Origin of the sequence: Roseibium marinum, from assembly GCF_002906165.1 — a bacterium.
Taxonomy (GTDB): Bacteria; Pseudomonadota; Alphaproteobacteria; order Rhizobiales; family Stappiaceae; genus Roseibium; species Roseibium marinum.
Genome location: NZ_PPCN01000007.1, coordinates 111,434 through 138,163, shown reverse-complemented (window position 1 = coordinate 138,163; position 26,730 = coordinate 111,434). Strand labels below are relative to the sequence as shown.

The following is a 26,730-nucleotide window of genomic DNA, read 5'->3' as shown; positions in this document are numbered from 1 at the left end:
GGCATTTTTATGTGTTAAGAACGTAACTCCCGAGTGGCCAAAGCGCCCTCGGCACGGATATGGTATTGGTCCATGGCGCGATATATATTCATCACTGGCGGCGTGGTCTCCTCGCTTGGAAAAGGTCTTGCTTCCGCGGCACTTGGCGCATTGCTCCAGGCACGCGGATATAAGGTCCGACTGCGTAAGCTCGACCCTTATCTCAACATCGATCCGGGCACCATGAGCCCGTATCAGCACGGCGAATGTTTTGTGACCGACGACGGGGCCGAAACCGACCTCGACCTCGGCCACTACGAACGCTTCACCGGCCGTCCCGCGAACCAGCAGGACAACATCACCACCGGCAGGATCTATCAGGACATCATTGCCAAGGAACGCCGGGGGGATTATCTCGGCGGGACCGTTCAGGTCATTCCTCACGTTACCGATGCGATCAAGAATTTCGTCGTGACCGGCAACGAGGACTATGACTTCGTCCTCGTTGAAATCGGCGGAACCGTGGGCGACATTGAAGGTCTGCCCTTCTTCGAGGCGATCCGGCAGCTTGGCAACGATCTGCCGCGCGGCGATGTGGTCTACGTCCATCTGACGCTTATGCCCTACATACCCAGTGCCGGGGAGATGAAGACCAAGCCGACACAGCACTCGGTCAAGGAATTGCGGTCGATCGGAATTCAGCCAGATATCCTGATGATCCGCTGCGACCGGCCGATTCCCGAGACCGAAAAGCGCAAACTGTCGCTGTTCTGCAACGTGCGCGAAAGCGCCGTGATACCGGCCTACGACGTCAAATCGATCTACGATGTGCCGATTGCCTATCACAAGGAAGGGCTCGACGACGAAGTGCTGGCCGCGTTCGGGCTGACAGGCGCTCCCGCGCCCGTGCTGGACCGCTGGGAAGGTATTTCCCAGGCGGTAGCCAACCCGGAAGGCGAGGTCAAGATCGCGATTGTCGGCAAATACACGGTTCTCAAGGACGCTTACAAGTCCCTGATCGAAGCGCTGGTGCATGGCGGTATCGCGAACAGGGTCAAGGTGGACATCGAGTGGATCGAATCGGAGACGTTCGAGAAGCAGGATCCGGGCCCCTATCTTGAGGGAGTTCACGGCATTCTTGTTCCCGGCGGTTTCGGCGAGCGGGGCGCGGAAGGCAAGATCGCGGCGGCCCACTATGCCCGCACCCGCGATATTCCCTATTTCGGGATCTGCTTCGGCATGCAGATGGCTGTTCTGGAAGCCGCGCGGAGCCTTGCCGGCATCAAGGAAGCCAATTCCACCGAATTCGGTCCCGCGAAGGAACCGGTGGTCGGTCTGATGACCGAGTGGACAAAGGGCAACTACAAGGAAGTGCGGGATTCGGAAGGCGATCTCGGCGGCACGATGCGTCTCGGCGCTTATCCCGCAAGCCTCAAGGCCGGATCCAAGATTGCCGAAATCTACGGTGAGACAAGCATTTCAGAACGTCACCGCCATCGCTATGAAGTCAATATCGGCTATAGGGAAAAGCTGGAGAACTGCGGCCTCATCTTTGCCGGCACGTCTCCGGACGGTGTGTTGCCGGAAACGGTCGAAATCGAGGATCATCCGTGGTTCATCGGGGTTCAGTACCATCCGGAACTGAAATCCCGGCCGTTTGCCCCGCATCCGCTGTTCGCCTCCTTCATCGGTGCCGCTGTTCATCAGAGCCGTCTGGTCTGACGGGATTTCGCCAACACGGCAAGGGAGAGGTTATGGTGCGCGGGCTTGATCATCTGGTCGTCGCGGTGAAGGATCTCGACGCTGCCTTCCAGGCTTATACAGGTCTCGGCTTCACCATGACGCCTGTGAACCGGCACTCCTGGGGAACCGCCAACCGGCTGATCCAGCTCGACGGGTTCTTCATCGAAGTTCTGGCAGTCGCCGACCCGGCACTGATCCAGGAAGCGGAAGGCGAAGCCTTTTCCTTTGGCGCGTTCAACAGGGATTTTCTCGCCAAGGGGGAAGGGGCCAGCATGCTGGTTCTTGAAAGCCGGGATCCGGGTGTCGACCGGGCCGATTTCGTAAAAGCCGGACTGCAGGTGTTCGAACCGTTTTCCTTTGAACGGACCGCGAATCTCGCCGACGGGTCCACAGCCAGGGTCGGCTTCGATCTGACATTCCTGCGCGACCCCCTGGGGCCTGGGATCGGCTATTTTACCTGTCACAACAGGTTTCCGGAGAATTTCTGGAAACCGTCTTTCCAGAGCCACGAAAACGGCGCGCAAAGCGTCAAGGCCGTTTACCTGCTGGCGGAAGACCCCTCCGATCATCACGAATTTCTGGGCGGCATGACCGGTCAGCGGGAAATGCGCGCCACCAGCCTGGGTCTTGAGCTGAATACTCCGCGCGGGAAAATTTCGGTTCTGACACCCCGGGCCTATCGCGATCTTTTGGGAGATGAGGCGGCTAACGCAGCGAAGGGCGATCTGCCACGAATCGCCGCGCTGGAAATTGCGTGCGCCGGCCTGGAAGAAACGAAGATAATTCCGGCGGGCGAACTCTTCGGCCTGTCCCTGATACTTTCCCCGCCGGTGTGACAACCGCCGAACACCTGAGGATGCGCCCTCGGCCTTGCCTCATAGCGTGTTGCGTTTAAGAGGTATCATGGTTTCAGGAAGACGCCCGAGGCAGCGTTTGCGTTGCGAATGCGTTCGGGCGATTTCCTGAATTCAATTTAATGCGACATACTTTAGGCGGCAAAACGGATTGAAAACGCGGCGGAATTTATCCGTTACGAACCCTCCGGATCAGCAAAATTGTCTTGTTGAATCAATCTGCCCACTTATAGTGAATTCCTAACGGACGCCTTGATGCGACTGCCCGAGCCACACGGTTCGGACTGCGGAGTTTAACGAATGCCGTTTTTCAGTTTTCCCATTTCCTCCCGTTCTCTCGTGCTGGCGGCATTTGCATCCGCCCTGCTTGCGGGATGTTCCGACGACACGAAAAAATCCGCAGCGCCAGTTGCTCCGCCTCCGGCTGTGACCGTGGCGAAGGTCGTCAGTCAGGAGATAAGACAGAGTGAGAACTTTGTCGGCCAGATCGCTGCGGTGGATCAGGTGAATCTGGTCGCCCGGGTCAGCGGCTTTCTGGAGAAAAAAGCGGTTGCGGATGGGTCCATGGTGAAAAAGGGTGACCTGCTTTTCACTATCGAGAAGGCGCAGTATGAAGCCGCGTTGACGAAGGCCAAGGCGGATCTGGCAAGTGCCAAAGCCGACGAGGCCCTGAAATCAGCCAACGAAAAACGCGACAAGGACCTTCTGGAAAAAGGCCATATTTCCGAAGCCGCCTATGAAGCGACGCTGGCCCAGAAGCAGCAGTCCGAAGCTTCCGTTGAAGCGTCCCAGTCCGGGCTGCAGCAGGCTGAGCTGGATCTCAGTTACACAGACATTTCCGCGCCTTTCGCCGGACAGCTGGGAAAAACGACCTACAGTGTCGGAGAAGTGGTTGGGCCAAGCACGGACCCGCTCGGAACATTGATCAGTCTTGCGCCGGTTTACGTCAATTTTTCGGTCAGCGAAGCCCAGTATCTCAACGCGGTCAAAACGCATGGCATCAACCCGGCGGATATTTCGCCGGAAAAATCCCCGGCAATCAGCCTTATCCTGCCCAACGGCGCGACTTACGGAGAAAAGGGCAGGATCGTCTTTATCGATAATGAGGTGGATGCGACCACGGGAACGATTTCGTTCCGGGGCCAATTCGACAACAAGGACACGCGCCTGCTTGCGGGCAGTTACGTTACTGTCATTCTTGAAGCGCCCGATACGGAAACGGCGCTGACCGTGCCTCAGTCCGCCATTCAGCGCGACCAGCAGGGTGCATTCGCGCTTGCAATCACCGCCGACAAGAAAGTCGAACAAAAATATGTCGATCTGGGCCAGCAGATCGAAACGAAATTTGTCGTCACCAAGGGTCTTAAGGAAGGCGACGAAGTGATTGTCGAAGGGCTGCAGAAAGTGCGGCCAGGCGTTGTGGTCAACCCTGTTCCTGAATCCAAGCCGGCGGAGAAAAGCTAGATGTTTTCAAGCTTTTTCATCTACCGGCCGAAATTCGCGCTGGTCATTTCCATTGTGATTACGATTGCCGGTGTGCTGGGATACCTGTCGCTGCCGGTCGAACAGTTTCCGGACATTACGCCACCGGTCGTCAATGTAACCGCGTCCTATACCGGGGCCAGTGCCGAAGTCCTGGAAGATACTGTTGCCGCGCCGATCGAGGGACAGGTGAACGGCGTCGACAACATGCTCTACATGCAGTCGACCAGCTCCGCCAGCGGCACCTATTCCCTCGACGTCACATTCGCGGTCGGCACCGATCCCGATATTGCCACGGTCAATGTGCAAAACCGGGTCAGCCAGGCCACCAGCCAGTTGCCAAGCGATGTGACCGCGCAGGGGGTGACGGTTCAAAAGTCCAGCACCAACATGCTGCTGGTCGTGACACTCTATTCGCCAAACGGCACTTACGATCCGGTTTTCCTGTCAAACTATGCGTCCATCAACCTGAAGGACACCCTTGCCCGGGTTCCTGGCGTGGGCCGCGCGGATGTCATGACGGATTTCGCCTACGGCATGCGCATCTGGCTCGATCCCGACAAGCTGACGAGCCTGGGCATGACGCCGAGCGATTTCATCGCAGCGGTTCAGGACCAGAACATTCAGGTCGCGGCCGGTCAGATCGGCGCGCCGCCGGTGCCCGCCGGACAGCAGTTCCAATATACGGTCACCGCCGAGGGGCGGCTGTCGACACCGGAACAATTCGAGCAGATCATACTGCGCACCGGCAACGACGGCGCTGTCGTCACCATTGGCGATATCGCCCGAGTGGAACTCGGTGCGCAGAATTACAGCGCTTCGGGCGAGTTTAACGGCAAGCCGGCGACCGTCCTTGCCATTTACCAGGCACCGGGTGCGAATGCCCTTCAGGTTTCAACAGCCGTCCTGGCGCGCCTGGAAAGCCTGTCGAAGAACTTTCCCTCGGACATGACGTATGGCGTGCCGTTCAACACCACTGACTTCGTGCAGCAATCGCTCGATGACGTGATTACCACCCTGTTCCTGACTTTCATGCTGGTGATCACGGTGGTGTTCATCTTTCTCGGTAACTGGCGTGCGACCATCATTCCCACGGTCGCCATCCCCGTTTCCCTGATCGGGACCTTTGCCGTTCTTCTGGCGCTCGGCATGTCGCTGAACACGATTTCGCTGTTCGCGCTGGTGCTGGCGATCGGGATCGTGGTGGACGATGCCATCGTGGTCGTCGAAAATGTGGAACGGATCATTGCCGACGAAGGGCTTTCGCCCAGGGAAGCAACGGCAAAGGCAATGGGGCAGATCACCAGCCCGGTGATTGCCACAACGCTGGTGCTTCTCGCCGTTTTCGTGCCGACCATCTTTATGCCGGGCATCACCGGCCGGCTGTATTCGCAGTTCGCCGTGACCATTTCGGTTTCGGTGATCATTTCCTCCATCAATGCGCTGACGCTTTCTCCGGCGCTCTGCGGCCTGATCCTGAAAGCCCGCTCCGGACCTCCGCGCGGTATCATGGGGGTGTTCGACCGGGGGATCACCTCATTCCGCAACGGTTACACCGCCATAGTCCGGCGTCTCGTGAGGGTCGCTTTTGTCGGCCTCATCATCGTCGCGGGTGTCGTCGCGCTGATTGTCACACTTGGCGGAACGCTGCCGCAAGGCTTCCTGCCGTCGGAGGACCAGGGTTATCTCATGGTCGATGTCCAGTTACCGGATGGCGCGGCTCTGGGGCGGACGGAAGACGTCACCAAGCGCATCGTCGATCTGGTTGAGAATACGGCCGGTGTCGCGAATGTGGTGGTCGTCAACGGCTACTCGATCCTCAATGGCGCATCGTCCTCGAACACGGCGCTGGTGATCGCCACCATGACCGGATGGGACCAGCGTCAGGAACCCGGCCTGCGCATCGACGCGATTCTCGGCAAGTTCTGGGCGCAGTTCTCGACCATTCCCGGTGCAAGCATCATTGCCTTCAACCCGCCACCCATCCCGGGACTTGGAACAACCGGCGGCGTCCAGTTGATGCTGCAGCAAACCGGAGACGGAACGCCGCAGGACCTTGCTTCCGCAGTCGGTTCGATGGTCTACTCGGCCAACCAGAGTCCCGAGATCGCGCGCGCCTATTCGACGTTCCGGGCGAATGTTCCGCAGATTTTCGTTGATCTTGACAGGCAGAAGACCAAGACCCTCGGTATCAATATCGCGGATGTCTTTGTGACGCTGCAGTCCTATCTGGGCTCCTACTATATCAACGATTTCAATATTTTCGGCCGGGTCTACCGGGTCATGATCCAGGCGGATGGAGAATTCCGCGACAGGGTCGAGGATATCGGCCGTCTGTACGTCCGCGCGACGGACGGCACAATGGTGCCGATGCGAAGTATCCTGACCACGCAAACCACTCTGGGGCCGCAGATCCTGACCCGCTACAACATGTTCCGCTCCGCGGCCGTGATGGCCGATCCGTCGCCGGGAGCGTCCACCGGTGTCGTGATCAACGAAGTTCAGGCCGCCGCGAGCGAAGCGCTCCCGCCCGGCTATTCCTATGAATGGACAGGAACGGCCCTCCAGCAGCTCGGGTCCGGGCAGGTCGTGATTTTCATTCTGATGCTATCGATCCTGTTCACCTATCTGTTCCTGGTGGCGCAGTATGAGAGCTGGACGATGCCGGTGGCGATCCTGATGTCGGTTTCCTTTGCCATACTCGGGGCGCTGGTGGCGGTGTTCGTGACGGGGAGCGACGTCAATCTCTATACGCAGATCGGCATGATCATGCTGGTCGGAATGGGTGCTAAAAACGCCATCCTGATCGTCGAGTTCGCCATAGAACAAAGAGACAGCGGCAAGTCCATCATCGATGCAGGCGTGGAGGCGGCGCATCTGCGTTTCCGGGCCGTTATGATGACCGCGCTGTCGTTCCTGCTCGGTGTCGTTCCACTGATGACCGCCTCCAGCGCCGGCGCGGCCAGCCAGAAGGCCATCGGCTTCGCGGTGTTCGGCGGCATGCTGTTCGCTACGTCGATCGGTGTTCTGCTGATCCCGATCCTCTATGTCAGCCTGCAGACCATACGCGAAACGGTCAAAGGCTGGCTGGGCGGGCAATCGGTGAAGAAACAGGATGTTCCGGCCGCCTGATCGGCCGGAACTATTCTTTTCCGACCGGATCCACGGCGACGTAATTCTTGGTGTTTGTTATATGGAGACATCGCCGGGCTGGATCATCTGCCGGTGCGGAAGCAGCGAAGCCGCGCGTTCAGAACCCGTGAATGACAGAGACAGGCGAATTGCCGCTCGCCGTGCCGGCGGCGATGACGAAGCTTTGCCGGCATTCAGCTCGCGGATTTGGGCGGATCTGGCTAAGTCTCTGGAAATAATGGTGAGCCGACAGGGGTTCGAACCCTGGACCTACTGATTAAAAGTCAGTTGCTCTACCAGCTGAGCTATCGGCTCTCACCAAATTTCCGGTGCGGGCCGGCGCATTGTTTGCAGGGCCACCGCGTTGGTGGCGTGTGTTTAGGCTGACAAAGGGGACATTGCAAGAGGCAAATTGGTTTTTTTCAACAGGTGGGACAAGAACAAATAAACCTCAGAAACGGGACTGAATTACTACGTCAGCTATCCGGGGAATGTCAGTTTATTCCAGTATATGTGTGTTGAATAGAATACCTAATGGTAATCATTGTTCGAGAACGCGCAGATATTTTCCAATGTGTTGATTTGAAATATTCAAATTTAAGAAAATAACGATCATTCTACTGCAAAAACTGTCAGGTAGCGTGAAAATGCTGTGTGAGGTAAAGTTGTCGGGTGCAAGAGAGGTTACATGCAGACAACGACAGTGGACACAGAAACGAACTCCGTCGAGTTCGATTTCGTCAAGGGTCATATCGCCGCGACGATGACGCTTATTCACGGGCTGATCGATCAGGGTCTGATCGACCGGGGGCATCTTGATGCCTTCTTTTCAGCTTTCCTCGGCGACCTTCCTCACAGCCGCGAAACCCTGGGCTTGCGTCTGATTCTGGATCAGTGGCGGCAGGGGCTGCGGGACGGGGAAGACGAAGATGAGCTGAAGGGCAAGCTTTTCGAAGTCATCCTGGGAGGCCGAAACAACTGAACTGATGCGGATATGGCCGGCCAGGGCAGAGGGGCCGGAACATATTCTGATATCGCGGATTTTAGGTTGTGGGCGCGTCAGCGCCTTTTTTGATTCCCGCAATTCAGTCCTGGGCGCAAGGAAAACTGGTCTTACCCTATCTGGTTTGCTATCCCTTATGAGGGGAATTGCTCCAATCCGGTCCGAAGAGGGTAGAATTTTATCTTGTCCAGGAGCCTGAAGAGCGGATACGTCCCGTCGGAATGGAAAACTCCGTCGAACCGAACCGGAATTTCTGTTGCCTCAGCACTTTATAACTTCTTCTTATTGATAAGTTTTTTGTCGATTTCAATCGTGCCGGCCCTCGCCAGGGATCAGCATTTCATAACTATCGGTACCGCCGGCGTGACGGGAGTTTATTATCCAGCCGGCGGAGCAATCTGCAAAATCGTCAATCTGAGCCGCGCCGAACACGGTGTACGCTGCTCGCTTGAAACGACGCTCGGATCGATTTCGAATATCAGGCTGATCCGATCCGGAGAACTGGACTTCGGCTACGTCCAGTCGGATTGGCAGCATCACGCCTATTTCGGAACGTCTGTCTTTGAGACGTCCGGACCCTTCAAGGATCTGCGCTCCGTCTTTTCCCTGCATTCGGAGGTCGCAACGGTGGTGGTCAGGGAAGAGGCCGGGTTTCAGGAGTTTGACGACCTGAAATCGGCGAAAATAAATATCGGCAGCAAAGGGTCCGGATCCGCCGCGTCCTGGAACGCGCTTATCGGCAGCCTGGGCTGGACGCGGCAAGACCAGCGGAATCTCTCCAACCTCACGACATCGGAACTCTCGGAGGCGCTTTGTTCCGGAAAGATCGACGCCTATTTCGAATTGATAGGTCACCCGGCCAGCCTGATCGAGGAAACCCAGGATCAATGCGATATCCGCCTGCTTGGCATTGAGAACGATGCCGTCGATACAGTGTTGAGCGAAATGCCCTACTACACGAAAGCCACCATTCCGGCCGGGTTCTATGGATTCTCCGGACCGGTCGGGTCCCTGGGAGTGGTGGCCACCTTGGTCACCTCGGCCAGGATGCCTGATGACATAGTCTATACGGTGGTCAGGGCGGTCTTTGAATATTTTGACAGTTTCAAACGTCTGCATCCTGCCTTGAGCCGGCTTGAGGTCGAGGAAATGGTCTCCCAGCGTATGCCGGCACCGCTTCATCCTGGCGCATTGAAATTTTATCGGGAACAAGGCTTATTGTCGCCGGACGACTAGGGCGTGTCGCGTTTGAGCGGATTATTGGTTTCAGGAAGACGCCCGAAGCAGCGTTTGCATTGCAAATGCGTTCGGGCGAATTCCTGAATTTAATTTAACGCGACACGCTATAAAAGTCCGCCGGCCAAGGGAGCCTTCAAAAGCGGGATGGTCTGAAAGGCGGAACTCTCCAAAAGGTGAGCGCCAATTGTCTTTGCGCTAAGGGTAAATCGGACTAAACCAGTGTGCCTGAACGAGCGGGAACGTGACCAAGCTGTTTTCCCCGGAATGAAATCTCGAACCTGCCGGAACCCCAGATGATCCAGGATGTGTCAATTATTGGCGCCGCGTTGGCCGGTCTCCTGTCCTTTGTCTCGCCTTGCGTATTGCCCCTCGTGCCGCCTTATCTGGGTTTTCTGGCCGGTGTTTCGCTGGAACAGCTGACAGGAGAAGATGACGAGGCAGGGAACGCTTCGCGCAGAGCTTTTTTCAGCGCGCTCGTCTTCGTGCTCGGGTTTTCCACGGTGTTCGTGCTTCTTGGAGCGACGGCCAGCTTCTTTGGCCAGTTCATTCGCGCCTATCTGGATTATCTCGGCTATATCGCCGGTGCAGCGATCATCGTGATGGGGCTGCATTTTCTGGGTGTCTTCAGGATCGGATTTTTGTACCGGGAGGCGCGGATCCATGTCGACAAGAAACCCGCCGGGCCACTGGGAGCTTACGTCATCGGACTGGCGTTCGGATTTGGCTGGACACCCTGTGTCGGTCCGATCCTGGCGGCCATTCTGTTTGTCGCGGGGAGCGAGGAGACGGTCGGGCAGGGGGCATTGCTCCTGAGCGCCTATGCGCTCGGCCTCGGAATTCCGTTCCTGGTGGCGGCGCTTTTCGCCGGTCCGTTTCTGAAATTCATGAAACGCTTTCGCAAACATATGGGGGCCGTCGAAAAAACGATGGGTGGCGTTCTGGTGCTGACCGGGTTCATGTTCCTGACCGGACAGATGGCAGTCCTGTCGTATTGGCTGCTGGAGACCTTTCCCGCGCTGCAGACCCTCGGATAGCTACTGGCGGCGGACCGGCGGGACGGGGCTTCGAACGGGACTTCTCCGGGCCGTCAGAATGCCGTGCCGCGGAATTCCGCCGTGGTCACCAGGGATTCGCCCGCGAACAGGGTCGGGTGGCACAAAGCCGCGACATCGAGCAGATGCAGGCAGGCGACGGCGGCATCGGCGGCATTTGCAAATGGGCCGACCAGAAGGGCAATCCCGCCTTTCGCGTCCAGCCTTTTGGTGAGCAAAGGATGCATGTCGTGCACCCGGTCCCGGTTCTGCTCCTTGAATCTTGCCCAGGCCGCGGCTGCGGCTGCCTCCGTTTCGTAGTGACCGATCACGGCTCCGAAATCGCTGCGATTGACCTGGCTTGCTCCTCTGCCGTTAAACTTTCCCGCCGGTTTGGAAGGAGCAACGACCATTGGCTGAGGGCTTGTGCTGGTAGGCGTGGCGTCGAACGCTTCCGGAGCCGGCCCGGCGCTTTGCGGGGGAATGGAGCCAGTCGTTTGCGGATTACCGTCTGCGTCCGGCAAACTGACGATCCGAACCGGATCCTGAGTGTTGATATCGACCCCGGGTATGGATGCGGAGGGCTTTTGTTCGCGGTAGATGCTGATCCGGCGCGGCACGGACTCCGGGGATGGCCGGGAGACCTGTGCCTCCCGGAGCGCCGCTTGCATGGATCTGGCCTTCATGGCTGCTTCCGGAGCTGATTCTGGGGCCGCTTCCGGCCGGTCCGGCGCGGCATTCGCGACCGGTGCCGGAGTTGCCCGGCCGGATCCGCCCTGCAGGCGTCCGGTCTCGGGCGCCGCTTTCGTGATGATTACGCCAGGGCCGGGTTCGGCCGGGTTCATGGCATCGCCGGAGCCGGAATGTGCCGATCCGGAGAGCTTGGTCACGGCCACTTCCTGTTCGAGCGCGGCGATACGGCGTGAATAGGTCAGGTTCTGTTCCGACAAGGCGCTCAGGCGGCGGCGCAGGCCGACGAGTTCGCGCTGCAGCACCTCAATCTGACTGCGGGTCAGCCCGGCTGCGTCGCCATAGCTTTCGGTTGCGGGCATCCGCATGATTTCCACCGGCGTCGACGTGCCGACGGATCTTATGGAAGCTGTCGTCGAAACGTCTCCACCGGGAGGCAGGGTAAAGGTACCGGTCAGCATTCTTTTGGATGATGACAGCATCGCCTGCCCGCCGAACTGGAAAGAGGCAAGGCCGACAGTTCCCATGATCACTGCTGCGAACGCCCATGACAATACGCCGACACGCGAGGGCGTGAACGTTTCCCGGATCATCTCCCGGACCGTCAACTTGGGCTGCGGTTCATACAAGACGCCTGTTTCCCGAATCCTGTTGGCGAATCTGAACAAGGTTAGCGTAACAATCGTTAATTATGGTTAACGAAACGCAAACCGGCGCGCGCAGGCAGACAGATCTTTCATTGTTCTGTGGATCGGGGCATATAGAGCGCAAAACGATCCCGCCGTGCCCGCATTCCTGAAACTGGAACTTTCATGACAGCTCGTTCTTGCCTCTCGATAATTCTTGCCGCCGGTTTGGGGACGCGAATGAAGTCCGGCCTTCCGAAAGTCATGCATGAGATCGGCGGGTTGCCGATGGTCGGACACGTTCTGAAAGCGCTCAAGACAGCCGGGTCGGAGCGAATTACCGTGGTCATCGGGCCGGAAGCGTCAGCACTCGAAACCTTCGTCTACGAACAGGCGCCCAATGCACGCTGCTATGTTCAGCATGAACGGCTCGGCACCGCCCATGCCGTCCTCGCCGCGAGACCGTCGCTCGAATTCGATGCCGACGATGTTCTCGTGCTTTTCGGCGATACGCCGCTCGTGACGCCGGAAACGGTTGGCAAGGTCCGTCAGGCTCTGGCGGAGGGCGCGGACCTGGCGGTTCTTGGATTTGAAACCGGTAATCCGTTCGGATATGGACGGCTTTTGACGGAAAACGGCCGCCTCGTTGCCATCCGCGAGGAAAAAGACGCTTCGGAGGAAGAGCGCGGGATTACGTTCTGCAACTCCGGCATCATGGGTTTTAACGGACCGAACGTCCTTTCCCTGCTGGATGCGATCGGCAACGGCAATGCCAAAAGCGAGTTTTATCTCACCGATGCCGTTGAAATCGCGAATGCGCGCGGGCTGAATGTCGTTTCGGTCACCGGTTCGCAGACCGAAACGCAGGGCATCAACACGCGGGCGCAGCTCGCTTCCTGCGAAGCGGATTTCCAGGACAGGATGCGCCGGGCCGCAATGGACAACGGCTGCACGCTTCTGGCGCCCCAGACTGTCTTTTTCTCGCATGATACGAAGCTGGATGCGGACGTGATCGTCGAGCAGAATGTCGTCTTCGGTCCCGGTGTAAAAGTTGCAGGCGGGGCAAGGATCCGCGCCTTCAGCCATCTGGAAGGGGCTGTCGTCGGTTCGCGAAGCGTGGTTGGTCCCTATGCCCGTCTGCGCCCCGGGGCCGTGCTGGGCACGGATACGCGCATCGGGAATTTCGTCGAAGTCAAGAACGCGACTTTCGGAGCAGGCGCCAAGGCTAACCACCTCAGCTATATCGGCGATGCCAGCGTCGGGTCCAAATCGAATATCGGCGCGGGAACGATCACCTGCAATTACGATGGTTTTCTGAAGCACAGAACCGAGATCGGCGCGGGGAGTTTCGTCGGCTCCAACTCGACGCTGGTTGCGCCCATCAAGCTTGGCAACGGCGCTTTCGTGGCCGCCGGAAGTGTCATCACCGATGATGTGTCTCACGATGCCCTTGCGTTCGGCCGGTCGCGGCAGGTCGTCAAGGAAGGCAAGGCCAAAGCGTTGCGCACGCGGCTCAAGGCGGAAAAAGACGGCAAATCGTGAAAACCGCGCGGGGAAACCGGCCGTTTGTCACGTTCTGAAACAGGGTTTGATTTCAGCATCGGCCGCGCTGTCGTCTAAGTCATTGCGGCCAATTGGTTATACTTTCAAAAGGGTTGCTCCATGTGTGGAATTGTTGGTGTTCTTGGCAGGATCGAGGCTGCTCCGCGGATCGTGGACTCGCTCAAACGGCTGGAATACCGGGGTTATGATTCCGCCGGCGTGGCGACCCTTGTCGATGGTGCGCTCGTCCGGCGCCGTGCGGAGGGCAAGCTCCGGAACCTTGAGGCGGTGCTTGAAATAACTCCCCTGAAGGGAACCTCCGGCATCGGCCATACCCGGTGGGCAACCCATGGTGCGCCGACCGTTTCCAACGCCCACCCGCATCAGGCGGGATCCGTGGCGGTAGTCCATAACGGCATCATCGAAAACTTCCTTGAGCTGCGGGAAGAGATCGTCGAGGCCGGGGCCGTGCTGGAAACGGACACGGATACGGAAGTCGTCGCGCATCTGATCAATCTTGCACTGTTGAAGGGGCTGTCCGCTCAGGATGCGGTTGCAGCGGTTCTGCCCCGCCTGAAGGGCGCCTTCGCGCTGGCGATGCTGTTTGCCGGTGAAGACGATCTTCTGATCGGCGCCCGAAAAGGATCTCCCCTGGCGATCGGCCATGGAGAGGGAGAAATGTTTCTCGGGTCGGACGCGATTGCCCTGTCTCCCTTCACGGATCGCATCACCTATCTGGAGGAAGGTGACTGGGCGGTGATTACCCGCTCGGGGGCCAGAATATTCGATCGGGGCAACCAGCCGGTCGAGCGGCCGGAAGCCAAGTCCGCCGTCACCTCCAACCTGATGGACAAGGGCAACTACAAGCACTTCATGGCCAAGGAAATCCACGAACAGCCGGAAGTTCTCGGACACACGCTGTCGCGCTATTTCGACTACAGCACCAATCAGGCCAGGGTGGCCGGTGCGGAACATCTGAACTTCAAGAACCTGTCGCGCCTGATCGTCACCGCCTGCGGGACGGCTTATCTGGCGGGGCTGGTTTCAAAATACTGGTTTGAGAAATACGCCCGCCTGCCGGTTGATATCGATATCGCCAGCGAGTTCCGCTACCGCGAAACGCCGGTGAGCGGCCAGGATACGGCGCTGTTCATTTCCCAGTCGGGCGAAACCGCCGACACGCTTGCCTCGCTGCGTTATTGCAAGGAGGCAGGGGCCGCGATCGGCGCGATCGTCAACGTGCCGGAAAGCACCATCGCGCGCGAGGCCGACATGGTTTTTCCGACGATTGCCGGTCCGGAAATCGGTGTTGCGTCAACCAAGGCGTTCACCTGCCAGCTTGCGGTTCTGGCCGCTCTGGCTCTGCAGGCGGGCCGCGAACGGGGGGTGCTTTCTGCCGAAAAGGAACGGGAACTGGTGGCGGAGCTTACCGAAGTGCCCAGTCTTGCCCTGAAGGCGCTCGCCGCGGAGAGCGACATCGTGAAACTGGCCCTGCCTTTGTCGAAAGCGGACAACGCGCTTTATCTCGGGCGGGCGACCAGCTATCCACTCGCGCTGGAAGGCGCCCTGAAACTGAAAGAACTTTCCTACATTCACGCGGAAGGCTACGCGGCCGGTGAACTGAAGCACGGACCCATTGCCCTGATCGATGAAAACATGCCGGTTTTTGTCATCGCACCGCATGACGCCATATTCGAGAAAACCGTTTCCAACATGCAGGAAGTCGCGGCGCGAGGAGGCCGGATCGTCCTCATCACGGACGCGCGCGGGGCGTCGGAGAGCGGCAATGCGGCGGAGAACGTCGTGATCATGCCGGAGATGTCCGATATCGTCGCGCCGATCATCTACGCGCTTCCCGTCCAGTTGATCGCCTATCATACGGCCGTCTTCATGGGGACCGACGTCGATCAGCCACGCAATCTGGCAAAATCAGTGACAGTGGAATAATCGAGCGCCGCATGCCGGCGAAAAGGCGCTGTCGCAAGCCGGACCGGCTTGGTTGAGACCTGGATCGCTTTTCAAGTGTTGGGGCGCTCGTCGAGCGGCGGCCCTTTCGGGCCGGACGGGCGGCTGAGAACGAAGATTGCCGACCCGGTCATGAAGACCGCGACGAGCAGGGCCAGCCACAGGTCAGGCCGGAGCGTTAAATAGAATACCGCATAGCCGAAAACCATGCCGGCAAAGGCGACTATCTTGATCTTGACCGGGATCGCGCCGTGCTCCCGCCAGGCGATGACCGGGGGCCCGAAGACAGGATGGTTCAGCAATCTTTTTTCAAGTTCCGGTGAGGAGCGAGCGAAACAGGCTGCCGCCAGGATGAAAAAGATGGTACTCGGCAGGATCGGCAAAAACGCACCGGCAATACCAATCCCCGCAAAACCGGTTCCGAGGACTTTGAATGTGGTTCGCCGCAAGTCTGCCTCCGATTCCGGCAATATTCGGGTAAATCGCTGAAAAATAAATCGCGCGAAGGATACCGCACCGGGTTTAAGATGCTTATCTAAGTGCGGGCTGGTGAAAAGACAAACGTCAAAAGGACTTCGAGCGGATTTCCCCCATGAGCCGGAACAAACAAAAATCAGACGATCCGCAAACGAAAGGCCATCGCCCGGGGGCGGCCACGCGTCTGCGCAACTATTTCCTGACCGGTCTGGTGATCACAGGCCCCATCGGGATTACCCTTTGGCTGACCTGGACAATCATCAAATGGGTTGATGGCTGGGTTAAGCCCTTCGTGCCGAAGATCTACAATCCCGATACCTATCTGCCGTTTCCCATTCCGGGCTTCGGACTGATCGTCGCATTCTTCGTTCTCACCATCGTGGGCTTCCTCGCGGCCAATTTCCTGGGTCGCAGTTTCATTTCCCTCGGCGAGAACATAGTCGGGCGCATGCCGCTTGTTCGTAATATATACAGTGGCTTGAAGCAGATCTTTGAGACAGTACTTGATGAACGGGGGAGCAGCTTCACCAAAGCCGCGCTGATCGAGTATCCCCGACGGGGGCTCTGGGCGATCGTGTTCATTTCCACCGATACCAAGGGAGAAGTCGACAGGCGCCTCAAGGATACGGCGGATACGGTCTCGGTTTTCCTGCCGACCACCCCGAACCCGACGTCCGGGTTCCTGCTGTTCGTTCCAAAGGAAGATGTCGTCGAACTCAACATGAGCGTCGAGGATGCGGCCAAACTGGTGATTTCGGCCGGCCTTGTCAGTCCTAAATATCCGGACATGCTGGAAGACGCGATTGCCGATCCTTCGAAATTGAAAAAGATCAGAACGCCCGAGGACGCCTGATCAGCCGGCCCTCAGCAGGCGTATGGCGGCGTCCCGTCCGAACAGATAGAGCAGACAGCGAAGCGCCGCGCCGCGTGCCGACTTGAGATCCGGATCGGTTTCCAGAATCAGCCGGGCATCGTCGCGGGCGACTTCCATCAGGTCGGCATGATCCTCCGCTCTTGCGATCCTGAAACCCGGCGTGCCGGATTGCCGGGTGCCGAGGATTTCACCGCCGCCACGCAGTTTCAGGTCTTCTTCCGCAATCAGAAAGCCGTCATTTGTCTGGCGCATGATGTTGAGGCGCGCGCCGGCGGTTTCGCCGAGCGGGCCTTTGTAGAGCAGCACGCAGGAGGAAGGCTTGTCGCCGCGGCCGACGCGGCCCCTCAACTGGTGAAGTTGGGCAAGTCCGAAGCGTTCCGCGTGTTCGATCACGATAATGGTCGCGTCCGGCACGTCGACCCCGACCTCGATCACCGTGGTCGCGACGAGAATTTTGCATACGCCGGATTTGAAATCCGACATGGCGGCATCCTTTTCATCGGCGTTCATCCGGCCGTGAACCAGGGCAACCCGCTGCCCCAGTATGTGTTCCAGAACCCGGTGGCGGTCCTCGACGGCGGCAAGGTCTATCTTTTCGGATTCTTCAACGAGCGGGCAAACCCAATAGACCTTCTGTCCCTCGGCAACGGCCGCCCCGACCCGCGTGATGATTTCGTCCAGGCGGTCCAATGACACCGAGACGGTCGCGACGGGTTTGCGGCCCGCGGGCTTGTCGGTCAGTTTCGAGACATCCATGTCGCCAAAACAGGTCAGCACCAGGGTGCGCGGGATCGGGGTGGCCGTCATGACGAGAACGTCGACGCCATGGCCCTTGGAGGAGAGCGCCAGACGCTGGTGGACGCCAAACCGGTGCTGTTCGTCGACCACGACGAGGCCGAGATTCTGGAAGGTCACGGTTCCCTGAAACAGGGCATGGGTCCCGACCACCAGATCGATTTCACCGGCGTCCAGCTGCGCCTGCCGCAGGCGTCTGTTCTTCTGGCTGTCCTTGCCGGTCATCAGGGCGAGCCGGATGCCGGCTTTTTCACAGAGCGGGGCCATGGAGGCGAAATGCTGGCGGGCGAGAATTTCCGTCGGCGCCATAAGCGCGCCCTGTGCACCGGTTTCAATGACCTGGGCGAGAGCGGCAAGGGCGACGACGGTCTTGCCGGATCCGACATCCCCTTGAAGCAGCCTCAGCATGCGCACCGGTCTGGCGAGATCCTCGTTGATTTCCCTGATCGCGGTTGCCTGGCTGCCGGTGAGCTGAAACGGCAGCGCATCGATCACCGCCTGCTGCATGGCGCCGTTCGGCGCGCGGGCAATCCCGCCAAGCGTGCGCATATGCGCCCGGACCATCGCCAGGGCCAGCTGGCTCGCCAGCAGTTCGTCATAGGCAAGACGCTGCATAAAGGGGGAGGCGGGCTCGATGTCGCCGCGTTCCTTCGGCGTGTGGACGGTCCGCAAGGCTTCTGCGAAATCAGGCCATCCTGTTTTGTGCAGGTAAGCCTCATTCATCCATTCCGGCAGATGGGGCACCTTGTCCAGTGCGGCTTTCATGGCTTTTTGCAGCGTCTTGGCGGCAAGGCCCGCCGTCAGCGGGTAGACCGGTTCGATCGTTGGCATCTGCTCGGCTTCGTCCGGTTTGAGCGAATAATCCGGATGGACCATCTGCGGGCGCTCATTGAACCATTCGACCTTGCCGGAGACGATCCGTCTTTCGCCTTCGGGAAAGGTTTTTTGCAGCCAGTCCAGACGCGAATGGAAAAACACGAAGGTGATCTGGCCCGTCTCGTCGTGGGCGGAAATCCGGTAGGGCGCCCTGGAATTGCGGGGCGGGGCCATGTGCCGGCCGATGGTTACATCCAGTGTGACGATGTCGCCGTTTTCCGAATAGGCAATTCCGGGGGTGTGACGCCGGTCGATAAGGCTGTGGGGAAGGTGAAACAGCAGATCGGCGACCGTCGCATCCCGTTCCGGCTGACTTCCGACCAGTCCGGATACAAGTTTCGCGATTTTCGGTCCGATCCCGGGAAGTGTCGAAACGGGAGCAAACAGGGGATCAAGAACCGGCGGGCGCATGTGTGGTGTCAAAACCTCTGGATCTCGGCGGGCGGGTTCTGCGAAGGTGTTCCAGATCCCGGACCTTGTTCTGCCATGAAGCCGCCTTGGCGCGCAACAATCGGAACATTCTGTGAACTCGGACGCTGACAAGGCGGAACACTGACGTTATATATCCGGCACGATCGCTCCCGGGCCGGCGTTCCTGTCGAGAAGAAGACCGTCTCCGGAGTGCGGCCCGCCAGTTCCAGATAGGTCTTTCATGTCCGAAACATCCGGCAAAAGCAATGACATCTCTCCTCAGGCAAGAGACCCGAGGCGCAAGAAGATCCTGTTCCGGTGCTGGCACCGGGGCATGAAGGAGATGGATCTTCTGCTGGGTGGCTTTGCCGACGCGGAGATCGACAGGCTGACGGAAGACGAACTCCGTGAACTGGAGCATCTCCTGACCGCGGGCGATCCGGATCTTTATGCCTGGATGACCGGCCGCACGCCTTTGCCCGGGGAATGGGACGGACCGCTTTACCGCCGGATCATTGCCTACCACGAGATTGCCGGCGCTGCCGGAAACGTCAAATAACACCAACAAGGACAGACATCTGTGTTTGACAGCCTGCTCAAAGACCAGGCCAACGTCACGCTGGCCGGCGTGCCCGATGGGGCTGAAAGCTATGCACTGGCGAGACTTCTGGCCGAAAGCGAGGCGAAGGGGCTGGCGCTTGTGTTTGTCGCCCGCGACGCCACGCGCATGGCGATGGTCAGCGAAGCGCTGAATTTCTTCGACCCCGACGCCGAAATCCTGCAGCTTCCGGCCTGGGACTGCCTGCCCTATGACCGGGTATCGCCCAATTCGGCCATCAGCGCCCGGCGGCTGCTGGCGCTGGGGCAACTTGCCCGCGGTATCGGCGACAGCAGAAAGACCATTCTGCTGACCACCTTGAATGCAGCCTCGCAGCGGATGCCCGAACGGTCCTTCATGGCCGAACAGACGTTCTCCATGGCACCGGGCAACCAGGTCGACATGGCTGCGATTTCCAGCTGGCTGGAGATGAACGGTTTTTCACGCACGCCAACGGTACGCGAGACCGGTGAATACGCCGTACGCGGCGGCATTGTCGATCTGTTCGCGCCGGGAGCCGAAGAACCGGTTCGCCTCGATTTCTTCGGCGATACGCTGGAATCGATTCGCTCCTTCAATGCCGAAACCCAACGGACTTCCCGGCAGCTCAAGCGGCTGGATCTGGTGCCGATGAGCGAAGTTGTCCTTTCGGAAGAGGCAATCTCCCGCTTCCGCCGTTCGTATCTGGCGAATTTCGGCGCGGCGAGCCGGGAGGATGTGCTCTATCAGTCGGTCAGCGACGGGCGCCGATACGCCGGCATGGAGCACTGGTTGCCGCTGTTTCACGAAAAGCTGGAAACGCTGTTCGATTATATCGGCGATGCGCCCATCGTACTCGACACCAGTGCATCGGACGCGGCGCGCGAACGCTTCGAGCAGGTCAACGAGTATTACAAGGCGCGGCAGGACGCGCGTGAAATGGGGTCCGCGGCCGGTACGGTTCCCTATATGCCGGTTGCACCCGACAGTCTCTATATCACCGAGCGGGAATGGACGGCGGCAATCGCCGACCGGGCGAGCGCCGCCCTCGATCCGTTTACGCCACCACCTGGAAGCGGGAAGACGATTGTCGAACTCGGCGGCCGTCAGGGTCGCAGTTTCGCCGCCGAGCGCGCAGCCGGCGACATCAACATCTTCGATGCGCTGACCGTTCATGTGCGCGACTTGCAGAAAACCGGCAAGAAGACTGTAATTGCCTGCTGGTCGGAAGGATCCCGCGACCGGCTTGGGCAGATTCTGGACGATCACGGTATCGGATCCGTGCGGCAGGTCGATACCCTCACGCACGTCGAGGCCCTTCCGAAAAATACCTCGGGCCTGTGCATTCTGGGCATCGAACACGGGTTCGAGCTCAAGGACGTCGCCTTCATCGGCGAGCAGGACATTCTGGGTGACCGGCTGGTGCGCAAATCGCGCCGCAAGGCCAAGGGCGCCAATGTCATCACCGAGGCGACTGGTCTTTCGGAAGGGGATCTGGTCGTCCATCTCGAACACGGCATCGGCCGTTTCATCGGTCTCAAGACAATCGAGGCGGTCGGCGCGCCGCATGACTGCCTGGAGCTGCAATATGCGGGCGGCGACAAGCTTTATCTGCCGGTTGAAAATATCGAGCTTTTGTCCCGCTACGGTTCGGAGGACCAGGAAGCCCAGCTCGACAAGCTGGGCGGCGGCGCCTGGCAGGCGCGGAAGGCGAAACTCAAGAAACGCATTCTGGAAATCGCCGACGGCCTGATCAAGACCGCTGCCGCGCGCGCGCTGAAAACCGCGCCAGTGGTGGAGACGCCGGAAGGGGTCTACGACGAATTTTCGACCCGCTTTCCTTATGAGGAAACGGAAGATCAGCTCGCCGCCATCGATGCCGTCTTCGACGACCTGTCCTCGGGCCGGCCGATGGACCGGCTGATCTGCGGCGATGTGGGCTTTGGAAAAACCGAAGTCGCGCTGCGTGCGTCCTTCCTCGCGGCCATGTCCGGCCGTCAGGTGGCGGTGGTCGTGCCGACGACACTTCTGGCGCGCCAGCATTTCAAGACGTTTTCCGAACGCTTCCACGGACTGCCGATCAATGTCGCCCATGCCTCGCGCCTGGTGCCGGCAAAACAGCTCACCCAGACAAAAAAGGGTCTCGCGGACGGTTCCGTCGATATCGTCATCGGCACCCATGCGCTGCTTGGCAAATCGATCCAGTTCCGCGACCTCAGCCTGCTGATTATCGATGAGGAGCAGCATTTCGGTGTCAAGCACAAGGAACGGCTGAAAGAGCTGAAGTCGGACGTTCATGTGTTGACCCTGTCGGCGACGCCGATCCCGAGGACATTGCAACTGGCGCTGACAGGCGTGCGCGAACTGTCCCTGATCGCGACACCGCCGGTGGACCGTCTTGCCGTGCGTACCTTCGTCTCGCCATTCGACCCGCTGGTGGTGCGCGAAGCCCTGCTTCGGGAACACTATCGGGGCGGTCAGAGTTTTTATGTCTGCCCGCGCCTGACGGATCTGGCGGAGCGCCGGCAATTCCTTGAGGACAGCGTTCCGGAACTCAAGGTTGCCGTTGCCCATGGCCAGATGCCGCCAACCGAGCTTGAGGACGTGATGAACGCCTTTTACGAAGGCAAGTATAACGTTCTGCTCTCGACGACGATCGTGGAATCCGGCCTGGATATACCCACGGCGAACACGCTCATCGTCCACCGGGCGGATATGTTCGGTCTGTCGCAGCTCTACCAGTTGCGCGGACGGGTGGGGCGGTCGAAAACCCGGGCCTATGCGCTCTTCACCGTACCGGCGAACAAGACGCTGACGGCAACGGCTGAGCGCAGGCTGAAAGTGCTGCAGTCCCTTGAAACGCTCGGCGCGGGCTTTCAGCTCGCCAGCCACGACCTTGATATCCGCGGGGCAGGGAACCTGCTCGGAGAGGAACAGTCCGGCCACGTCAAGGAAGTCGGCTTCGAGCTTTACCAGCAGATGCTGGAAGAAGCTGTCGCCCAGTTGAAGGATGGCGGCGCAGATGTCGGCGAGGAGCAGTGGTCGCCGCAGATCAATATCGGGACCCCGGTGCTGATCCCGGAGGCTTATGTATCTGACCTGCAACTGCGGCTGCAGCTCTACCGGCGTCTGGGCGACGTGACGGAGGCGGAAGAAATCGATTCCTTCGGCGCGGAACTGATCGACCGGTTCGGCCCCCTGCCGGACGAGGTCCAGCATCTCCTCAAGATCGTCTACATCAAGGGGCTTTGCCGCAAGGCGAATGTCGAGAAGGTGGATGCCGGGCCGAAGGGCATCGTCATCACCTTCCGCAACAGCGAATTCGCCAATCCCGCCGGTCTGGTGGGCTACATTGCCGAACAGGGAGTGCTCGCCAAGATCCGCCCGGACCAGAGGGTAGTGCTCACCAGGGACTGGGAGAGGACGGAGGACCGTCTGAAGGGCACCGCAACCGTCCTGACCAAACTTTCCCGGCTGGCGGCGGCTTAGAGACTCGGGCTGGAAACGGTTTGGGCTGGACGCGTCAGCGTCAGGAACAGGTTCCGGCGCGCCGTGTCTTTCGAGTTGAAGAAAGTCGGAAATACAGCGGGTTACCCTGTGCCTGCCGTCGCAAGGATGACAAGCTGAGAAAGGCTGTTCACTTCCACACCAATCGTGGGCTTGCCGCCTTTAGTAACTCTCGTCCGGCCAGCCTTCGGCGCCGACAAGTGGCACAAAGGCGACTTCGCCCTGGGGCTCCGTATCGTAATCCGTGTCGGACAGGCGTCTTATTCTCAGAAGCTCCTGAGACCGGCTGTTCGAGCCGACCGGAATGACGAGCCGGCCGCCGGTTTTCAACTGCTGCTTGAGCGCGTCGGGGGTTGCCGGTGCGCCGGCGGCAACGACGATGGCGTCGAAAGGGGCTTCATCGGGACACCCGAGGCTGCCGTCGGCGCAGATCACGCGGACATCCGGATAGCCCGCTTTCAGGAGGTTCTTGCGGGCAAGTTCAGCCAGTTCGGGCATGCGTTCGATCGTGATGACCTCGTGCGCAAGTTCGGCCAGAACGGCTGCCGCGTAACCGCAGCCCGCGCCGATTTCCAGCACCTTGTTTTCCCTGGAAAGTTCCAGCAGTTCGCACATCAGCGCGACAATATAAGGTTGGGAGATTGTCTGGCCGTGGCCGATCGGCAGCGGACCGTCATTATAGGAAGCTGCCTGCTGCGCCGCGGGCACGAAAATATGCCGGGGGACTTTACGCATGGCCGCGAGGACACGTTCGTCCCGGATACCGCGGCCTTCCAGCTGCCGCAGGACCATGTCCTTGCGTTGGGACTCCATCTGATTCACGGCGGTGCTCCGGATCGCTCACAATATTTGCGTGCATTTGAACGGCTTTCGCAAGACTCTATTAAACCTAAAGCCGCATAGTGGCTGGATAAAGAGGCCACGAGTTTAGCGTTAAGGTCCAAGAGTGCCCCGAGCAGCCACGCGTCAGAGAAAAAAATCCGTATTCCGCCGGTTGATCACGCCTGCAATCGCCATTGCAGCGCTCGGTTATTTCGGCTTTCATGCCATGAACGGCGAATTGGGGCTGGTCGGTCGCGCCATGATCGAGCGGCAGGTGTCGGAGCTTGAAACCGAACTTTCAGCGCTTGCCGCGGAACGGCGCGAGCTTCAGGCGCGTGTCAGCCTGCTGCGCCCGGAGAGCCTCGATCCGGACATGCTGGACGAACGGGCACGGCTCAATCTCAATCTGGTTCACAGTAACGAACTGGTTGTCCTGCGTCCTGGTCACCGTTACGAAATAAACTGAATTTCAGTTTATATTCGCCTCTTAACTCATATCCAGTTAAAATTAAATCCGTCAATGAATACAGTAATGTATTGCTATACCGCATTGCGAGATGGACGGATTGGATTGACAGCGGCAACAGGATAAGTTGCTGCTACACGTCTTAGGGGAAACGCCACGTCGAGATGAGGGTAATGGCCGCAACATCAAAGACCACCTCCGCTAGCTCCAAGAGCACCAGCCGGACCCGTAGCTCCGCCAAGAAGGCCGAGCCTGCGATCGCCGAGTTCGATAAGGACCAGGAACTTCACGCTTACCGCGAAATGCTTCTGATCCGCCGATTTGAGGAAAAAGCCGGACAATTGTACGGCATGGGCCTGATCGGCGGATTTTGTCATTTGTATATCGGCCAGGAAGCCGTTGTCGTCGGTCTGCAGATGGCCAAGAGGGACGGTGACCAGATGATCACCGGCTACCGGGACCACGGCCATATGCTGGCGATGGATCTCGACCCGAAAGGCGTCATGGCCGAGTTGACCGGACGCCGTGGCGGCTTGTCGAAAGGCAAGGGCGGCTCGATGCACATGTTCTCCAAGGAAAAACATTTTTACGGCGGTCACGGCATCGTCGGCGCGCAAGTGCCGCTCGGAACTGGTTTGGGATTCGCCAACAAATACCGTGAGAACGGCAATGTCGCGATGGCGTTCTTCGGCGACGGCGCGTCCAACCAGGGCCAGGTGTACGAAAGCTTCAACATGGCCGAACTGTGGAAACTGCCGGTCGTTTACGTGATCGAGAACAACAAATACGGCATGGGGACAAGCGTTGCCCGCGCTTCCGCGACGACGGATCTCTCCAAGCGCGGCGAATCCTTCGGCATTCCGGGTGAGCAGGTCGATGGAATGGACGTGCGCGCCGTCAATGCAGCGGCGACAAAGGCTCTTGAATGGTGCCGCTCCGGCAAGGGCCCCTATATTCTGGAAATGATCACCTACCGTTATCGCGGTCATTCCATGTCCGACCCGGCGAAATACCGCTCCAAGGACGAAGTTCAGAAGATGCGCGCCGAGCACGACCCGATCGAGCAGGTGCGCAAGCGCCTCATCGAGGAAGGGTGGGCCTCCGAAGACGATCTGAAGGGCATCGACAAGGATGTCCGCGCGCGGGTCGCGGAAGCGGCGGAATACGCGCAGACCGATCCGGAGCCGGATGCGTCTGAGCTTTACACCGATATCTTGATTTAACGCCGGGGAATATCATGCCGATCGACATTTTGATGCCGGCTCTCTCGCCGACAATGGAAGAAGGTAAACTCGCCAAATGGCTCAAGTCAGAAGGCGATACCGTCACAGCAGGCGATGTGATCGCCGAAATCGAGACTGACAAGGCCACCATGGAAGTCGAAGCTGTCGATGAAGGCACGCTCGGCAAGATCCTGGTCGCGGAAGGAACCGACGCCGTCAAGGTCAACGAAAAGATCGCGATCCTTCTGACCGAGGGGGAAGATGCAAGCGCGATTGACGCCGCGGCTTCCGCGCCCGCTGCCGATGCCGCCCCGGCCAAGCCGGAAGCGCCGAGTGCTCCGCCAGTTGCCTCCGCACCGACGCCTCAGGCCCCCGCGCCTGAAACGGCGGAGGATCCGGAGATTCCCGCCGGCACAGCAATGAAGAGTTCCACGGTGCGTGAAGCCTTGCGGGATGCGATGGCGGAAGAGATGCGCCGCGACCCGGATGTCTTCGTCATGGGCGAGGAGGTTGCCGAGTATCAGGGCGCCTACAAGATCACCCAGGGCCTGCTGGACGAGTTCAGCGCCAAACGTGTGATCGATACACCGATAACCGAACATGGCTTTGCCGGTCTCGGTGTAGGCGCCGCCATGGCGGGGCTGCGGCCGATCGTCGAATTCATGACCTTCAACTTCGCCATGCAGGCGATGGACCAGATCATCAACTCCGCCGCCAAGACGCTGTATATGTCCGGCGGCCAGATGGGCGCGCCGATCGTCTTCCGCGGCCCGAACGGCGCGGCCGCCCGCGTCGGTGCCCAGCATTCGCAGGATTATGCGGCCTGGTTCGCCCATGTGCCGGGCCTCAAGGTCGTCGTGCCCTATTCGGCGGCGGACGCCAAAGGGCTTCTGAAAGCCGCGATCCGCGATCCGAATCCGGTCATCTTCCTGGAAAATGAGATCCTCTACGGGCACTCCTTCGAGATCCCGGACATGGATGATTTCGTCCTGCCGATCGGCAAGGCGAAGGTCGAGCGCGGCGGAACAGACGTCACGCTGGTGTCCTGGGGCATCGGCATGACCTACGCCATGAAGGCTGCCGAGGAACTGGCCGGAATGGGCATCTCGGCGGAAGTCGTCAATCTGCGCACGATCCGTCCGCTGGATATCGACACGGTTCTGGCCTCTGTCCGCAAGACGGGCCGGCTCGTCACCGTGGAAGAAGCTTTCCCCATGTGCTCGGTCTCGTCGGAAATCGCCTTCCAGGTGCAGGAAAAGGCGTTCGACTATCTCGATGCGCCGATTGCTCGCGTGACCGGCAAGGACGTTCCGATGCCCTATGCGGCAAACCTGGAAAAGCTGGCGCTGCCGAATGTCGGTGAAGTCATCGATGCGGTCAAAGCCGTAACCTATACAGCCTGAGGCGCGGGAGACG

The 26,730-nt window shown here is 59.3% G+C and carries 19 protein-coding genes and 1 tRNA gene; 15 read left to right on the top strand and 5 right to left on the bottom strand.

Annotated features, from left to right (window positions below; translation table 11 throughout):
- The first annotated feature begins 72 nt into the window (after positions 1-72).
- The 4 genes from CLV41_RS16300 to CLV41_RS16285 all read left to right on the top strand — a co-directional run bounded on the left by CLV41_RS16300 (position 73) and on the right by CLV41_RS16285 (position 7,190).
- Complete coding sequence (locus tag CLV41_RS16300) at positions 73-1,701, top strand: CTP synthase (RefSeq protein WP_103223489.1); 1,629 nt, start codon at positions 73-75, stop codon at positions 1,699-1,701.
- Between the two features lie 32 nt (positions 1,702-1,733).
- Positions 1,734-2,558 (top strand): VOC family protein, encoded by an 825-nt coding sequence (locus tag CLV41_RS16295; protein WP_103223488.1) that lies wholly within the window; start codon positions 1,734-1,736, stop codon positions 2,556-2,558.
- A gap of 318 nt (positions 2,559-2,876) precedes the next feature.
- Positions 2,877-4,040, top strand: a complete 1,164-nt coding sequence (locus CLV41_RS16290; RefSeq protein WP_103223487.1) for an efflux RND transporter periplasmic adaptor subunit — start codon at positions 2,877-2,879, stop codon at positions 4,038-4,040.
- Positions 4,041-7,190, top strand: a complete 3,150-nt coding sequence (locus CLV41_RS16285) for an efflux RND transporter permease subunit (protein ID WP_103223486.1) — start codon at positions 4,041-4,043, stop codon at positions 7,188-7,190.
- Between the two features lie 239 nt (positions 7,191-7,429).
- Here CLV41_RS16285 and CLV41_RS16280 read toward each other — a convergent pair.
- Positions 7,430-7,505 (bottom strand) — tRNA-Lys (locus CLV41_RS16280).
- Between the two features lie 373 nt (positions 7,506-7,878).
- Between CLV41_RS16280 and CLV41_RS16275 the strand changes: the two genes are divergently transcribed.
- From CLV41_RS16275 to CLV41_RS16265, 3 genes are all read left to right on the top strand, one after another.
- Positions 7,879-8,172 carry a hypothetical protein gene (locus CLV41_RS16275; protein WP_103223485.1) on the top strand — a complete coding sequence of 98 codons (294 nt, stop codon included), beginning with the start codon at positions 7,879-7,881 and terminating at the stop codon, positions 8,170-8,172.
- A gap of 318 nt (positions 8,173-8,490) precedes the next feature.
- Complete coding sequence (locus CLV41_RS16270) at positions 8,491-9,429, top strand: TAXI family TRAP transporter solute-binding subunit (RefSeq protein ID WP_208987546.1); 939 nt, start codon at positions 8,491-8,493, stop codon at positions 9,427-9,429.
- A gap of 296 nt (positions 9,430-9,725) precedes the next feature.
- Positions 9,726-10,466 (top strand): cytochrome c biogenesis CcdA family protein, encoded by a 741-nt coding sequence (locus CLV41_RS16265; RefSeq protein ID WP_103223483.1) that lies wholly within the window; start codon positions 9,726-9,728, stop codon positions 10,464-10,466.
- 53 nt (positions 10,467-10,519) lie between these two features.
- Here CLV41_RS16265 and CLV41_RS16260 read toward each other — a convergent pair whose 3' ends face one another.
- Positions 10,520-11,782 (bottom strand): hypothetical protein, encoded by a 1,263-nt coding sequence (locus CLV41_RS16260; protein ID WP_103223482.1) that lies wholly within the window; start codon positions 11,780-11,782, stop codon positions 10,520-10,522.
- Positions 11,783-11,965: 183 nt separating this feature from the next.
- On the opposite strand from CLV41_RS16260, the gene glmU reads away from it, so the two are divergent.
- Positions 11,966-13,321, top strand: a complete 1,356-nt coding sequence (glmU, locus tag CLV41_RS16255; protein WP_103223481.1) for a bifunctional UDP-N-acetylglucosamine diphosphorylase/glucosamine-1-phosphate N-acetyltransferase GlmU — start codon at positions 11,966-11,968, stop codon at positions 13,319-13,321.
- A gap of 120 nt (positions 13,322-13,441) precedes the next feature.
- On the top strand, positions 13,442-15,268 hold the full coding sequence (gene glmS, locus CLV41_RS16250; RefSeq protein ID WP_103223480.1) for a glutamine--fructose-6-phosphate transaminase (isomerizing): 1,827 nt from the start codon (positions 13,442-13,444) through the stop codon (positions 15,266-15,268).
- A 71-nt stretch (positions 15,269-15,339) separates the two neighbouring features.
- Here glmS and CLV41_RS16245 read toward each other — a convergent pair whose 3' ends face one another.
- On the bottom strand, positions 15,340-15,735 hold the full coding sequence (locus CLV41_RS16245; RefSeq protein WP_208987545.1) for a YbaN family protein: 396 nt from the start codon (positions 15,733-15,735) through the stop codon (positions 15,340-15,342).
- 143 nt (positions 15,736-15,878) lie between these two features.
- Here CLV41_RS16245 and CLV41_RS16240 point away from each other — a divergent pair, with 143 nt between their 5' ends.
- Entirely contained in the window at positions 15,879-16,616 is a 738-nt protein-coding gene (locus CLV41_RS16240; protein ID WP_103223478.1) for a DUF502 domain-containing protein, read from the top strand.
- Here the strand turns inward: CLV41_RS16240 and recG are convergent, their stop codons facing one another.
- Positions 16,617-18,719, bottom strand: a complete 2,103-nt coding sequence (gene recG / locus CLV41_RS16235) for an ATP-dependent DNA helicase RecG (RefSeq protein ID WP_103223477.1) — start codon at positions 18,717-18,719, stop codon at positions 16,617-16,619. It abuts the gene before it with no gap.
- A 241-nt stretch (positions 18,720-18,960) separates the two neighbouring features.
- On the opposite strand from recG, the gene CLV41_RS16230 reads away from it, so the two are divergent.
- Both CLV41_RS16230 and mfd read left to right on the top strand, forming a co-directional pair.
- Complete coding sequence (locus CLV41_RS16230; RefSeq protein ID WP_103223476.1) at positions 18,961-19,278, top strand: FAD assembly factor SdhE; 318 nt, start codon at positions 18,961-18,963, stop codon at positions 19,276-19,278.
- Positions 19,279-19,299: 21 nt separating this feature from the next.
- Entirely contained in the window at positions 19,300-22,785 is a 3,486-nt protein-coding gene (gene mfd, locus CLV41_RS16225) for a transcription-repair coupling factor (RefSeq protein WP_103223475.1), read from the top strand.
- A gap of 180 nt (positions 22,786-22,965) precedes the next feature.
- On the opposite strand, the gene CLV41_RS16220 is transcribed toward mfd, so the two are convergent.
- Entirely contained in the window at positions 22,966-23,616 is a 651-nt protein-coding gene (locus CLV41_RS16220) for a protein-L-isoaspartate(D-aspartate) O-methyltransferase (protein WP_103223474.1), read from the bottom strand.
- 133 nt (positions 23,617-23,749) lie between these two features.
- On the opposite strand from CLV41_RS16220, the gene CLV41_RS16215 reads away from it, so the two are divergent.
- The 3 genes from CLV41_RS16215 (at position 23,750) to CLV41_RS16205 (ending at position 26,717) form a co-directional block, all read left to right on the top strand.
- Positions 23,750-24,091, top strand: a complete 342-nt coding sequence (locus CLV41_RS16215) for an FtsB family cell division protein (protein ID WP_235867155.1) — start codon at positions 23,750-23,752, stop codon at positions 24,089-24,091.
- Between the two features lie 173 nt (positions 24,092-24,264).
- Positions 24,265-25,314, top strand: coding sequence for a pyruvate dehydrogenase (acetyl-transferring) E1 component subunit alpha (gene pdhA, locus CLV41_RS16210; protein WP_103223472.1), 1,050 nt, complete (start codon positions 24,265-24,267; stop codon positions 25,312-25,314).
- Between the two features lie 14 nt (positions 25,315-25,328).
- On the top strand, positions 25,329-26,717 hold the full coding sequence (locus CLV41_RS16205) for a pyruvate dehydrogenase complex E1 component subunit beta (protein ID WP_103223471.1): 1,389 nt from the start codon (positions 25,329-25,331) through the stop codon (positions 26,715-26,717).
- The last annotated feature ends 13 nt before the right edge of the window (positions 26,718-26,730 follow it).